Annotated in this window: 15 protein-coding genes; 7 read left to right on the top strand and 8 right to left on the bottom strand. The window is 58.9% G+C overall.

The features are described 5' to 3' along the window. Nucleotides 1–27: 27 nt before the first annotated feature. From ccoG to MESAU_RS27070, 7 genes are all read left to right on the top strand, one after another. Entirely contained in the window at nucleotides 28–1,587 is a 1,560-nt protein-coding gene (ccoG, locus tag MESAU_RS27100) for a cytochrome c oxidase accessory protein CcoG (protein ID WP_013533254.1), read from the top strand. Then, nucleotides 1,584–2,081 carry a FixH family protein gene (locus tag MESAU_RS27095; protein WP_013533253.1) on the top strand — a complete coding sequence of 166 codons (498 nt, stop codon included), beginning with the start codon at nucleotides 1,584–1,586 and terminating at the stop codon, nucleotides 2,079–2,081. Before ccoG ends, MESAU_RS27095 begins: the two co-directional genes overlap by 4 nt. Then, nucleotides 2,078–4,363, top strand: a complete 2,286-nt coding sequence (locus MESAU_RS27090; protein ID WP_013533252.1) for a cation-translocating P-type ATPase — start codon at nucleotides 2,078–2,080, stop codon at nucleotides 4,361–4,363. Before MESAU_RS27095 ends, MESAU_RS27090 begins: the two co-directional genes overlap by 4 nt. Then, nucleotides 4,363–4,518: a cbb3-type cytochrome oxidase assembly protein CcoS gene (gene ccoS, locus MESAU_RS27085; RefSeq protein WP_013533251.1), complete on the top strand. Its 156-nt coding sequence runs from the start codon at nucleotides 4,363–4,365 to the stop codon at nucleotides 4,516–4,518. Before MESAU_RS27090 ends, ccoS begins: the two co-directional genes overlap by 1 nt. Before the next feature lie 433 nt (nucleotides 4,519–4,951). Continuing rightward, on the top strand, nucleotides 4,952–5,239 hold the full coding sequence (locus MESAU_RS27080; RefSeq protein ID WP_013533250.1) for a hypothetical protein: 288 nt from the start codon (nucleotides 4,952–4,954) through the stop codon (nucleotides 5,237–5,239). 123 nt (nucleotides 5,240–5,362) lie between these two features. Next, nucleotides 5,363–6,550 carry a 5-demethoxyubiquinol-8 5-hydroxylase UbiM gene (ubiM, locus tag MESAU_RS27075; RefSeq protein WP_013533249.1) on the top strand — a complete coding sequence of 396 codons (1,188 nt, stop codon included), beginning with the start codon at nucleotides 5,363–5,365 and terminating at the stop codon, nucleotides 6,548–6,550. 563 nt (nucleotides 6,551–7,113) lie between these two features. Then, nucleotides 7,114–7,320 (top strand): hypothetical protein, encoded by a 207-nt coding sequence (locus MESAU_RS27070; RefSeq protein WP_013533248.1) that lies wholly within the window; start codon nucleotides 7,114–7,116, stop codon nucleotides 7,318–7,320. A 419-nt stretch (nucleotides 7,321–7,739) separates the two neighbouring features. On the opposite strand, the gene MESAU_RS27065 is transcribed toward MESAU_RS27070, so the two are convergent. The 8 genes from MESAU_RS27065 to MESAU_RS27030 form a co-directional block, all read right to left on the bottom strand. Further along, nucleotides 7,740–8,408 (bottom strand): uracil-DNA glycosylase, encoded by a 669-nt coding sequence (locus tag MESAU_RS27065; protein WP_013533247.1) that lies wholly within the window; start codon nucleotides 8,406–8,408, stop codon nucleotides 7,740–7,742. Further along, complete coding sequence (locus tag MESAU_RS27060; RefSeq protein ID WP_013533246.1) at nucleotides 8,405–9,553, bottom strand: nucleoside triphosphate pyrophosphohydrolase family protein; 1,149 nt, start codon at nucleotides 9,551–9,553, stop codon at nucleotides 8,405–8,407. Before MESAU_RS27060 ends, MESAU_RS27065 begins: the two co-directional genes overlap by 4 nt. Before the next feature lie 163 nt (nucleotides 9,554–9,716). After that, on the bottom strand, nucleotides 9,717–10,307 hold the full coding sequence (locus MESAU_RS27055) for an Nmad2 family putative nucleotide modification protein (RefSeq protein ID WP_013533245.1): 591 nt from the start codon (nucleotides 10,305–10,307) through the stop codon (nucleotides 9,717–9,719). Between the two features lie 3 nt (nucleotides 10,308–10,310). Further along, the gene (locus MESAU_RS27050) at nucleotides 10,311–10,727 is read right to left on the bottom strand and encodes a hypothetical protein (protein WP_013533244.1); all 417 of its coding nucleotides are present in this window, start codon (nucleotides 10,725–10,727) and stop codon (nucleotides 10,311–10,313) included. Continuing rightward, nucleotides 10,728–11,393: a dCTP deaminase gene (locus MESAU_RS27045; protein ID WP_013533243.1), complete on the bottom strand. Its 666-nt coding sequence runs from the start codon at nucleotides 11,391–11,393 to the stop codon at nucleotides 10,728–10,730. It abuts the gene before it with no gap. After that, nucleotides 11,393–11,929, bottom strand: coding sequence for a hypothetical protein (locus MESAU_RS27040; RefSeq protein ID WP_013533242.1), 537 nt, complete (start codon nucleotides 11,927–11,929; stop codon nucleotides 11,393–11,395). The genes MESAU_RS27045 and MESAU_RS27040 overlap by 1 nt, the downstream gene beginning before the upstream one ends. Beyond that, nucleotides 11,910–12,179, bottom strand: coding sequence for a cell division protein ZapA (gene zapA / locus MESAU_RS27035; RefSeq protein ID WP_013533241.1), 270 nt, complete (start codon nucleotides 12,177–12,179; stop codon nucleotides 11,910–11,912). The genes MESAU_RS27040 and zapA overlap by 20 nt, the downstream gene beginning before the upstream one ends. A gap of 92 nt (nucleotides 12,180–12,271) precedes the next feature. Continuing rightward, the gene (locus MESAU_RS27030) at nucleotides 12,272–13,036 is read right to left on the bottom strand and encodes a hypothetical protein (RefSeq protein WP_245262909.1); all 765 of its coding nucleotides are present in this window, start codon (nucleotides 13,034–13,036) and stop codon (nucleotides 12,272–12,274) included.

Genomic DNA, 13,036 nt, shown 5'->3' with positions numbered 1-13,036 from the left:
CTGACATCGGATGGGAGTGGCACGCACGTGCGCAATGATACGCGAACAGAACGGCTCGAAGGCTCGGCCCCAAATTCCTCGAATACCCGCCAGCCGCATTATGCCGGACGCAAGAAAATCTTCCCAAAGCGCGCCTCGGGCAACTTTCGCCGCTTCAAATGGCTGGTGATGGCGATCACGCTTGGCATCTACTACCTGACGCCGTGGCTGCGTTGGGATCGCGGTCCATTTGCCCCGGACCAGGCCGTGCTGCTCGACGTTGCCAATCGGCGTTTCTACTTCTTCTTCATCGAGATATGGCCCCAGGAATTCTTCTACGTGGCCGGTCTCCTGGTCATGGCCGGCGTTTGCCTTTTCCTGATCACGTCGACTGTCGGCCGTGCCTGGTGCGGCTATACATGCCCACAGACGGTGTGGGTCGATCTGTTCCTCGTCGTCGAACGCGCGATAGAGGGTGACCGCAACGCCCGCATGAAGCTCGATGTAAGTCCCTGGACCGCCCGCAAGCTGATGCTGCGCGTATCGAAGCACGCCGTCTGGTTGGTCATCGGTGCGGCGACCGGCGGCGCCTGGATTTTCTATTTCGCCGATGCACCGACACTTGTGGGCGAGCTTTTCACCGGTACCGCCGCGCCTGTCGCCTACATCACCATCGCCGTGTTGACGGCGACCACCTACACGTTCGGCGGGCTGATGCGCGAGCAGGTCTGCACCTATATGTGCCCATGGCCGCGCATCCAGGCGGCCATGCTCGACGAGAATTCGCTCACCGTCACCTACAATGACTGGCGCGGCGAACCGCGCTCGCGTCATGCGAAGAAGGTGCAAGCCTCGGGGCATTCCGTCGGCGACTGCGTCGACTGCAATGCCTGTGTCGCGGTCTGCCCGATGGGGATCGACATTCGCGACGGCCAGCAGCTCGAATGCATTACCTGCGCGCTGTGTATCGACGCCTGCGACGGTGTCATGGACAAGCTCGGCAAGGAGCGCGGGCTGATCGCCTATGCGACGCTGTCCGACTACAACGCCAACATGATGCTGGCGACCGCAGGCGGCTCCAGCCCAGTCAGTCCATCGCTCGTCAGGACCGCTGGCGGCACCTTCTCCGATCAGGTGGCGCATTTTCACATTCGCAAGATCTTCCGGCCGCGCACCTACGTCTACATGGGCCTGTGGTCGCTGATCGGGCTGGGCCTGCTCTATTCGCTGCTGACGCGCGATCTGCTCGAACTGAACGTGCTGCATGACCGCAATCCACAATTCGTCACGCTATCCGATGGCTCCATCCGCAACGGCTATACCGTCAAGCTGCTCAACATGATCCCCGAGCCGCGGACGCTCGTCGTCACCATGCAGGGCCTTGAAGGCGCCGACATGGTCGTCGTCGGCGACGACATCCCGGCACGCCGCTCTTTCGCCATTCCGGTGGAACCCGACCGCCTGAAAATGCTGAAGGTCTTTGTGCGCCAGCCGGCGGACCAGATCCGCGCGCCGGCGCAGACTTTCAAGTTCCGCGTCGAGGACAGAGCCAGCTTCGAGTCGAACGAGTACACCGCCACCTTCAACGCGCCGGAGGCCCCCAGATGACTGCCAATGTACAAAAGCCTCGTGAATTTACCGGCAGGCACATGCTGGCCATCATTCTCGCCTTTTTCGGCGTGGTCATCGCGGTCAATCTGACCATGGCGACGCTCGCCAGCACAAGCTGGACTGGCCTTGTCGTCGAAAACACCTATGTGGCGAGCCAGCAATTCAACAAGAAGGCCACGGAAGGACGGGCACAGGCAGCCCTTGGCTGGACCGGCAAGCTGACCATCGCATGGGGTGAAGTCCGCTACAGCCTCACCGATGCCGCTGGCAAGCCAGTTCCCCTGCACGGCGTCAAAATGCTGTTTCGTCATCCGGCTTACGAGAAAGAGGACGAGTCTGTCATGCTCGAGCTCGGCTCCGGCCAGGAATTCGCCGCGCAGCATATGCCCAAGGACGGCGTCTGGATCGTCGAGATCGACGCCGACGCCGGCCTGGATAAACCGTATCGCGACATCCGCCGGATCATGATCTCCCATGGAGCGCTACAATGAGCTGTTGTGCACCGGGCGCCGAAATGGCGCTGGACCTGGGCAGCGCGGCATCGGTGCTGCCATCCAGCCAGGAAATCAGGCTCGCGAGCCGCTCGCTTGGCGACGATCTTCGTCAGACCGATCTTTCAGTGCCGATGGTTCATTGCGCAGCCTGCATCCGGACGATCGAGACGGCGCTGGCGAAACTCGATAATGTCGAAGGCGCGCGTGTCAACCTGTCGACGAAGCGGGTCGCGGTCCGGTGGCGTGGAGACAAGGTGCCGCCTTTCGTCGCTTCACTGGGACGGCTGGGCTACGAGGCGCATCTGTTCGCCGCCGAGATCGATAAAAATGACAAGACGCTTGCCGAGCTGATCCGCGCCGTTGCTGTCGCGGGCTTTGCCGCAGGCAACATCATGCTGCTTTCGGTCTCGGTCTGGTCCGGCGCCGAAGGGGCTACCCGCGACCTGTTTCACTGGGTCTCGGCGCTGATTGCCATCCCGGCGCTCGCCTTCGCCGGCGGCATCTTCTTCCGTTCGGCCTGGAATGCACTGCGCCATGGCCGCATGAACATGGACGTGCCAATCGCGGTTGGGGTGTCGCTCGCTTACGCGATGAGCCTCTACGAGACGATCAACCATGGCGATCACGCCTATTTCGACGCGTCGGTATCACTGCTGTTCTTCCTTTTGATCGGCCGCACGCTGGATCACGTGATGCGCGAACGTGCCCGCACCGCGGTGAAAGGCCTGTCGCAGCTCGCCGCGCGTGGCGCCATGGTGCTGCGCGGCGACGGCGCGCGCCACTACCTCCCGGTCGGCGAGATCGAACCCGGCATGCGGTTGTTGATTGCAGCCGGTGAGAGGATCCCCGTCGACGGCAAGATCATTCAAGGGGCGTCGGATCTAGACTGCTCGCTGGCCTCAGGCGAAAGCACGCCGAAAAACGTGGCGCCGGGCGAAGTCGTGCAGGCCGGTGTGCTCAATCTTACCGGCCCGTTGACCATCGAGGCGATGGCTGCCGTAAAGGATTCGTTCCTGGCAGAAATGGTTCGGCTCATGGAGGCCGCCGAGGGCGGCCGCGCGCACTATCGCCGCATCGCTGATCGCGTTTCGGCGCTCTACGCGCCCATGGTTCATCTCACCGCCTTCGTGACATTCCTGGGCTGGATAGTGGCAACCGGCGACTGGCACCGGGCGACAACCATCGCCATTGCCGTTCTGATCATCACCTGCCCGTGCGCGCTCGGCCTCGCTGTGCCGATCGTGCAGGTGGTCGCCGCAAGGCGCCTGTTCGAGAACGGCATCATGGTCAAGGACGGCTCCGCCATGGAACGCCTGGCAAGTGTGGACATTGCAGTGTTCGACAAGACCGGAACGCTGACGCTTGGCCAGCCCCGGCTGGTCAATGCGGGCTCGATTGATCCGGGCATGCTGGCAGTCGCGGGAGGCATGGCCGCGCATTCCCGCCATCCGTTTTCAAAGGCCATAGCCGGCTTTGCCATTCCTGGCGGGCAGCTCAAATTCGATGCCGTCACCGAGCATCCGGGATTTGGAATCGAAGCCACTGACGCGGGAAGCACCTGGCGACTGGGCCGACGCGGATGGGCTGGCTGGAAGACTCGAACCGGCGGTGAAGGCAAACACGGCTACGGCGGAACGGTGCTGACGAGAAACGGGATGATCGCCGCATGCTTCGTTTTCGAGGATGCATTGCGCGCCGACGCCAGAGCGGCCATCGATCAATTGAGCGACGCCGGGGTTCCCGTGGAGATGCTGTCGGGCGATACCGCGGCAGCCTGTGCCGAGGTTGCGAAGTCACTCGGAGTCGACGACTTCGTTCCGTGCCTGCTGCCATCCGGCAAGCTCGAACGCATCGAGACCCTCGCGAAAGTTGGGCACAAGGTTCTGATGGTTGGCGACGGCCTCAACGATACGCCGGCGCTGAGCGCAGCGCATGTCTCGATCGCACCGGCCACCGCCGCCGATGTTGGCCGCAACGCGGCGGATTTCGTCTTCCTGCGCGAAAGCCTCCTGGCGGTGCCGCTCGCACTGGACATCTCGCGCAAAGCAGGAAATCTGATCCGGCAGAACATCGCAATCGCAATCGTCTACAATGCGGTGGCAGTCCCGATCGCTATCTCGGGGCACGTCACACCGTTGATCGCCGCAATCGCGATGTCCGCCTCGTCGCTGCTAGTCATCGGGAATGCATTGCGCCTGGAAGGCTTTGTTCGGCACACACCAGCGGAAACTGTTGCCGATGATAGACACTCCAACAATGGCGGATGGGCACAGCTGTAATGACGACGCTTGCCTATTTGATACCTGGGACCCTGCTCCTCGGCGCGCTTGGGCTGTCGGGCTTCCTATGGGCGTTGAAAAGCGGTCAATACGAGGATCTCGACGGGGCAGCAGAGCGTATCCTTCTCGACCATAACGACAAGCCAGAAGGCTGATTCAAGCCGCTCCGCAGACGACCGCGCGGAATGAGGTTGCATAGGGCAGCTTCACTGCCGCCGGTTGACGCTGATCTGTGAAAAGCCTGTGTCGCGGCAGGATTACGTCGCCCCTTCCGCCCAATATGCAGGCGTTGATCGTCTAACCGCGGTCGCCGGATTTCTCACGCCCATTGACCCAGATCAGGGTTATCTACTCATCGGTGTGGTTTCATGGGTCAGTCTTTCAAGGAGAAACCATGCCTAGGTCGACTAATCGCGCCGCCGAGCGCCTCGCGATCGGTCTGGATCAACACCCACACATCGAGCCTTTTGCCCGATTGTTCCACGGGTATGGCAGGGCGTCTCTTTCGGCTGAGCGAGCGTGGCGAAGTCGAGGTGGATGCTGAACATGGCATGCGTATGCCAACGTTTTGTTTGCAGGAGTGAATGGATGTCGCGATTTCGCCTATTGACAATCTTTATGTCGGGAATGCTGGGAACGGCGGCGTTGCCGGGTCCAGTCGCCTCGGCACCAGTCCTTAACCCCGCCAATCGCAATGCGCTGGTCGAGCAGAACGAATCACTGATGCTGGAGAACAGGCTGAGGCGGCAGCAATTTCAGCAGCAGCAGCACTTCCGTGCCCAGGATCGCGAGATCGCGCCGCTGCAACGGCGCGATCGTATGCTTATTTGCCAGCTTCAGCCGTCAAGCAACGGCTTTGTGAGCATCTGCCGCTGATGAGGCGGCTTGCCACCTATTTAGGCGGCCATAGCTCGCGCGCGTCGTGCTTAAACTAGCATCAAAGGCGTCTTTGATTTCGCAGTTCGTGCTTGGGCACTGGAGAGCCTACGCGATGGCGCCATGTTGATGGCCGAGTCCGATTACAGCTTCGACATCATTGTCGTTGGAGCGGGGCCGGTCGGACTTTCCTTCGCCGCGTCGCTTGCCCAGAGCAAACTCAAGGTGGCGCTTGTTGAAGCGCAGGCCCTGGAAAGACTGGCCAATCCGGCTTTCGACGGTCGCGAGATCGCGCTGACTCATGCCTCGATCAGAATCCTTCGGGAGCTCGGCGCCTGGGATATCATTCCCGCTTCGGACAAATCACCACTTCGAGGCGCGCGCGTGCTTAACGGTTCGAGCGGTTTCGCACTGCGTGTTGATGCTCCAAGGGCGTGTGGAGAACCACTCGGAATTTTGGTCCCGAACTGCCGCATTCGCGATGCGCTGTTCAAAATCGTTCGGATGCGTGATCAGCCAGAGCTCCTGTGCGGCCACTCGGTCATCGATGCAACGACCAGCCACAAAGGAGCCGTGGTAAGGCTTTCCGACGGCATGCAGTTGAGCGCCAGGCTTGTTGTTGCCGCGGACTCGCGCCTGTCCCCCACGCGTGATCTGCTCGGCATCGGCGCCGACATCAACCGGCTTGGCCACTCGATGCTGATCTGTCGGGTGCGGCACGAGCGCGACCATCACCATGTGGCAACCGAATGGTTCGATCATCATCAAACGATAGCGATGTTGCCTCTGGGGGAGGGGGTGTCCTCGCTGCTGCTCACTCTGCCCTCAAGCGACGTCGACAGACTGCTTGCCTTCAGCGACGAATTGTTCGTCAGGGAATTGACGAAGCGGTGTCGAGGCCGTCTCGGTGAAATGACATTGGCAAGCAACCGCCACACCTATCCACTGGTCACCACTTGGGCGCACGAATTCAGGGCTCCGAGCGCCGCACTCATCGGTGACGCTGCTATCGGAATGCACCCCGTGACGGCGCATGGCTTCAACATCGGCCTCAGCAGCCAAAAGCAACTCGCCGATGCAATCCTGACTGCAAGTCGGGACGGCCGTGACATTGCCGATCCCGACATGCTGCACGGATACGAAAGGCGGCTTCGCCTGTCCGCGGCGCCGCTCTACCATGGTACGAATATGCTCGTCCGACTCTACTCAAGCGAGCGACTGACGGCACGGCTTGCACGCCATGCGGCTCTTAGGTTCGCCCAACATTTTCCTCTTATCCGGCACGGCATTTCGGCCATGCTCAAACGCTGAAAGCAACCAGCAGCTCTGGAGCTCGTGGACTTGTTGCGACGACCGCTCGGCAAAGGTGGCATCACCGCCCAAATCATCAGTACCGCCGCGTCAGCGAACGCCTGTTCGGTGAGGTTGTGGTGAGACGAATGAGCGGTATTTCGGCGCGGATCATCGGCCGGCGGCGAGCTGAATGACCTCAATGGTCCGGGTTTGAATCGGATTCCACAAGGCTGATTCCTGGAAAACCACTGCGCAAGATCCCGTGCCGCTGCAACTGCAAAACAAGCGGACCCCGTGCGCTTGGGGCGGAGAATCCTTCGATGCGGCCTAGGAGCGCTCCGTCGGTTCAGGCAAGGACGTGACTGCGCGCGAACGGGCCGGGTGAGGGGAAAGGCTCCCCCGGTCCGAGCACAAAGCGCCCAGCGGGATGGCGGCGCGTTAAGGAGCAAACTTCCCTGACGCCGATGCTCTCGCGCCGCAAATTTGATCGGTGCCCAGGTGAACGGAACTTTTCTCAAGAACCATGGTTTCGCATCTGCGAAGCACGTATCTGCTCCCCGCATGTGCCAAGGAGATTCGCCATGAATGTTCGCGAGTTGCTGGACCAAATAAAGGACCTACCGCCTGAGACTTTGGTCTGTGTCGCCGAGATCGATGAGGCTTTTGCGGCCAATGCCGCCAATGTTGAAGCCGTTGAGAGCGCCAAAATCCAGAGCCGCAAGCAAGATGGCACCGAGGCTGTCGAACTCGCCAACGGGACTGAAAAAGTCGTCGTGATCCGCTGGTAATACCCGCGGTAGATGTACCAGCCTTTCGGCGGGCAGGTCTGGCTTCCTGCGCCGGCACGTGGTCGGCTTCGTGCAGTAGGAAGTGGCAACGAAACGATTGTCCCCGCCTTCGATGCGAACTCCCGGAACGATGCAGACTGCAGACGTCCTCTGTTTCCCTTCGGCCGGCTCGGGGAAAAACGCGGAACTGAGGCCTCAATTAGACAGCCTCACGCGAGCCACGCGTCGAGAATTCGCCTCCCCAGCATCGACGAGGCAGACCAACGTCATCAGGTCAATACTGCCGCGGTCAACGCTCCGAATGTTCTTCCGAGGTGAACTCTACTCTGAAAGTCCAGCCCTGCGCCAGGCGTGTTCTACACCCACATGGCGACGCACTTTGTTTCGGCCCCGGCACGCCGGTAGAGAGAACGAAACGGTTAGAGCAGATGTAGCTGGGTTTCCCGGGCGGGCTTAGAGCGGACGCAGTAGAATTCCTCAAGGCGGCCTATAAACTCGCTCTGCCCTCCATAGCTAGGGTGACGAACCGCAGTTGCCTCAAGGCCGAGGTCCACCAAAGCTGCTTGGGCATCGCGTCCAATGGCAACAAGATGTTTCGGCTGCAAGGTGTCGATCAGCGCTTCCAAAAAGGGTTTGCATGCCAATCGCTCGCTACGGGTATGACACCGATTTGTCATCGGCTCATTGGGGCCATGCGGATGAAACGGAAAGACGTTCCAGAGAAAGATCGGTTGTTCGATTGAGCGCAGCATCTGCCATACAACGGTGGCGGTGCGCTCGGCCACGGGGGGGCCTTTAGTCGCTCTCATGAGTGGTTCAGTACCGAGAAGTTCTGAGTGCCAATCAAGATGCGCCTCGTCAGTTAATGCCAGGCCCGTTCGGCGACCGCCCCGATAGCCAAGATCTCGAGCAATCCAGAAGGAATCAACTCCTCTCTCGATTGCTGCACTTAAGACGGCTTCCAGGTTCCGCCGACGGACTCCTGGCGCATCTTCGGCGTCAAATTCTGGGCACGCATCGGCGTAGGGATTGAACGCGTTGGCAAACTGGTAGGACGCGAGTTCTTCGACAAAGTCAGCTGGTTTCATGGCGCAAGCTCTTCCACCATCATATCACGTTTGTCCAGATCAAGGATGAGGCGCCCACGTCGATGCTGTCGCAAAAAGCGATAGGCGGCGTTTCCTTTCAGGATCGCTTCTTCCCAAAGCCACAGCGGGCACTGCTCCGCTTCAAAACCCTGGACGAAACTCCTGACCGTCTTCAGCAGGTTGAAATCAACCTCATCGCGTCCCTCGAAGAACTGATGTTCTTTGGCTCTCGCGAAAACGTAGGCCGCAACACCTTCTTCGAGAATAATCGCGCGGGCACCGTCCTCGCCGTCATCGACTTTGGTCTTGCTCTTCCGTTTGAGCTTCAATAGGGCCCGCGTTACCGGCGACCAACCAAGGATGGCTGCATAGGCATAGTGAAAAGCGTCGTGAAAGCGATAGAAGTCTTCCACGACACTATTGTCGGTGAGGCGGTCCCCGATATTGACGCCGTTGCAGCGCTGATAAACGTATTGTTTGGGGCCAGAATTGCGCTCGAAAATCTCAATCGCGAGTTTTCGAGGCAGCTGCTCCTCAGAGGGGAATTCCAGATCAAACAGCGGAGGGGGAATGCGGTCCGTTGGCCAGCGATCCTGCGCCTTCCGCAGATTGTGAACCGCCGCGTCCCCCAAGGTCACGCCTGCCTCGTTGGCCGCGTGCACCAAATTGCGGAAAATCATTTTTAGCTTTTGTGCAAAAGCGATTGGGTCGCAGTCTGACAGAGCTTCACCGTCGCTATTGGTAAGATTGCCTACCGAATTGGCCAGTTTCAGAAGCGTTCGTGCGAATTCCGTCGTGGGAGCTGCGAGGTTAAGCGTTTGTTGCGGTTGCAGATTCACGAAGCGAAGCGCCTCGTTAGGACCGAACTCGAATTCCTCTGCAATATCAGCTAGCCGGATATTTGCATGGGCTGCAATGACCGCCAGGTACCAAAGCGCATCGCCGAATTCCTCGATCACACCGCTTTCGTACGAGTCGTAGGCTTTGGAGTCCCGCTGCTTCTTTTTCACCTCGCTAAGTAAACTGCCGGTTTCACCAAACAATCCAAGGATTGGCAGGCTCAAATTTCTGGATTTCAGGCCTGTTCGATCCGTCTTGAGCGCTAAATCTTGATATTCGTTTAGTGATAGAGTCGATCCATCCATCGCGAATCCCCCACCAGGGCAGATTGCCAGATGATCACGATATAAGGAATCGCAGCGGCTGAACTTCCTCCCGCTGTTGCTCGTCGGCAACAGGTAATTCGGGGCAAAACGCTCGGTTGATCAGAGAACTGCAGCTGCGCTGAAGGCGCCAAACGCTTCAGCGTCACCAATGTCCAGGTTCACCGACATACCCGCGTTCGGGCAACGTCTTCAGCCAACCCTCAATAGCGGCCCGCTGCCCGTCGGGAAAACGGCATTTGTGGCTTGGCCCTTTTTTGATCAGAAAACGCAGGTGTCCAGGGATAACCGGAGCCGATTTTCCGAAGTATGCGAAGTCGGTCGCAAGCATGACTTTTTCCGTGTTACCGGTATCGCGTTTCCGATTTCTGACACTCAGAGTACCATCGTCTTCACTATGGAAAGAGTCGATCTGCTGGAATGTGCCGTCGTGCGCCGTGTGGTAGATGTTGTCGCCGTAGCGATGCATCATGCTGCCGTTCATGTTTGGCTTTTTGCGCGCGAAGCGCGGGTCTGACCAATAGCCATCGAAGGAGGTGATTTCCGATATTCGCATCCAGTAGACGAGGTAGCCGGTAGCCCGCAGGTCAGCCGAACCTGTTCCGATTATGAGGTCGCCTGCGCTAGCGAATTTTCGGATTATCGGTTTGCAGTTTGCTAGCGTACATACACCCCAGAACGGGTTCGGTGCAAAGCCAAGGTCATGTTCGACGACGTAGGAGTAGATTCGGCTCACGGCTCAACACTTGTTGCGTTTGGTGTGAGGCTTTGGTCTTTTCTCCCCGCCTGGTTGTTCCCAGACATCGGTCTCGCCCTTTAGAGTCGGCATCAAGACTTCAGAATCGCGGTCAACTGTGGTAGCGTATTTCCCGATCGAAGCGGGAACACCGCCTGTGCCCTCCTGGTCCGTGTGCAGCCAAATCGCCACGACCCGAATGCCAGCACCGGCAAACGCCATCGTTCGCGCATCTATGGTGCCGAGATCTCCTGGGACTGCTGGGAGCCCGACGACGCCGATGTCAGTGTCCGGGTCGACTGAGGACATGTCACTCGGAACATCGTATCGTGGATTGAAACCTGCCCCTTGCAGGATCGTCTCGATTGTAGCACGGTCGCCACCGTTGAAATGTTCATTAAGAATGAAAGCGTCTGCCATTCACGGTCCTCCTAAGGCTTTAAAAGCCATGCTCGCAATGACGCCGGCAACCGCAGCAACCGCAACACCGCCAGCAAGTGTCATTATACCGAATGCGTAGGAAATGCGTCGCTCGATTTGATCCATCCTTTTGTTGATGGAGTTCAGCGATGCGGTCTCGGCGGGGAGTAATCCCATCAAAGTCGTGTCGATCTCCCGAAATCCCGGTTTTTGCCGGGCGTATTGTTCCGTCGCGCCTTCGAGACGCGCAAACCAGATCAGGAATGCGTCCTGATTGCACCGCACCGTCACTGTCTGCGGTCCTGCGTTGAAGACAGCGAACAGAAGCTTTCCTTTGTAGCCCGGATCGACGTGAAATCCGCTTACATTCACAAGACCGCTGTTTTTTAGCGTACTCTTCATGTTGATGAAGCCGAGAAGGTCATTCGGGAGCGTTACGAACTCTCGCGTGGTCAAATAGGCGAACTGCCCGGGCGGTATTACGATAGCCGCCTTGTGCCCTAAGCGTTGAACCAGGCCCGGCTTGCGGGTGTCTCGACCTTCCGGGCTGATGAAAGCTTCGTCACCGATCCGCAGTGTATAGGCTGCGCAATCGACCCGCTGCGGGGCGAATGGTGCGATCCAGCCGCCGCCATGTTCAGCGATGAGCTTACCCGATAGAAACATTAAGTCTCCTGAGCGTAAACCTGCCTGCGCGCAAGCTGTCGTCGACGATCGTCCACGAGAGCGTCGAGATCAAAATCAGCCGCTTTTGCGCTGTGAACGATCCACTCTGAAAGCGCGGCGTTTGCAGCAAGGGCGATCGCACGGAATTCCTCGAGATGATCGATCTTCTCGCATGCATCGGCAAAACGTCCGGCGTGGTCGGTAAAGGCGAGGTCGGAGGTCGCACCACCGACCAATCCCCCGGTTCCTACATCCGGCAATCGTTGGTTCAGCGCATTTGCAGCGCTCAGCACAACGAGAAACGCGTCGACGAGCGTTTCGCTTCTGGTTTTGACTTCGGCATCACCCCGGGCAAACCGTCCCGCGTATTTCGCGAAATGTAAGCCGTAATGCTTCAGGCGATCCGCGCGCGACAGCGACAATATGTCCAAGTGATTGTGCAGATCGTGCTCATACTGTGCTCGCTGTCGCGACCGCATCGAAATGCGGGGCTTCTCCGGGCTCGCCTTTCGATTCTTAGCTGTGATCGGCGCCATTGTTATAGCCCGCCTCCGCCTGCTCAAGTTGCTCATATGCCAAGATGCCGGCCATCAGCATCGCCTGGATCGGCTCGATTTCCGCGGAGACCGCTTTAGTCACTTCGCCAGCGTCAATTTCAAAGCGTTTGGCAAGCCGAAGAGCCTTTTCTTGTTCTCCCTCGATGCATCCGATAACGATGCGTTGGCCGAGAAAGTCCACCTCGATCTGTCCGATATCCTCAAAGGCGGGGAGCTTTGCGTCGTTCATAAAATCATTCCTTTGATTGCAGCCCCTAAATTTCGTATACGGGCGCAGATTTATCGAGCGCCAACCCGATGTTGCATACTGCTACGGCTCGACTAGGCCGCCAGGCCTGTTGGACCGTCGCAAGCTGTTATCAACTCGAAAATCTCGCCGCGTTGCAGGTCTGGATCGAGACACGCATGCGTGGACTGGATTGTCAGCGTCCCAATCTCAAAACCCGTTTCGTTGGCGATGAACTGCAGCAGGCGGCCGAGGCCAATGAGATTACCAAGCGTACGCTGGACGTAATAGTGGTTGCGATAGACGGCCATCATGCTGAGCCGCCAGATATTTCCCTGGCGCTCGGGCTTTAGCTCGATGAAGCTCAAGCATTGCCGGTTCATTTTCTTTCGCAGATCGCGAGCCGGATCGAAGAGGGCGATCTCTGTCACGTTGCCGAAGAACTTTGCTTCTCCGCTTCTCATCGCCCGCAGCGTCTCGATATTCGCGGAAAGCTGATTGACGGTTCCCGCACCCCTTCCGCCGCCGTTCGGCCAGGCGACCATACGCTGAAAATAGCGACCCCACTCGCCCTGACGATGCATGCGGCGCTCGTAGACCTGCATGTAACGCTTCGTCAGCGCGTCGATGCCGTCGCCTCTATCAAGGGCGGCAGGGAAGATCGTATTGGCGACCGTGCTGACGCAGCATCTGTCATGATCGCGCAGAAACGCGTCGACCTGACACACAATCTCGTCCTCTCCTGGCGAAAATCCGGTCGGATTTTCGATATGGAGCATAAGCCCGTGTTGATCACCGTCGGCCTTGAGCCGGCGGGCTGCCCTAACCCATGCGGAGACGGGGGTGGGTGCGGGCGTCAT

Source organism: Mesorhizobium australicum WSM2073, from assembly GCF_000230995.2.
GTDB classification, from domain to species: domain Bacteria; phylum Pseudomonadota; class Alphaproteobacteria; order Rhizobiales; family Rhizobiaceae; genus Mesorhizobium; species Mesorhizobium australicum.
The sequence above is the reverse complement of the archived record's forward strand: the minus strand, read 5'-3'. Positions and strand labels throughout refer to the sequence as shown.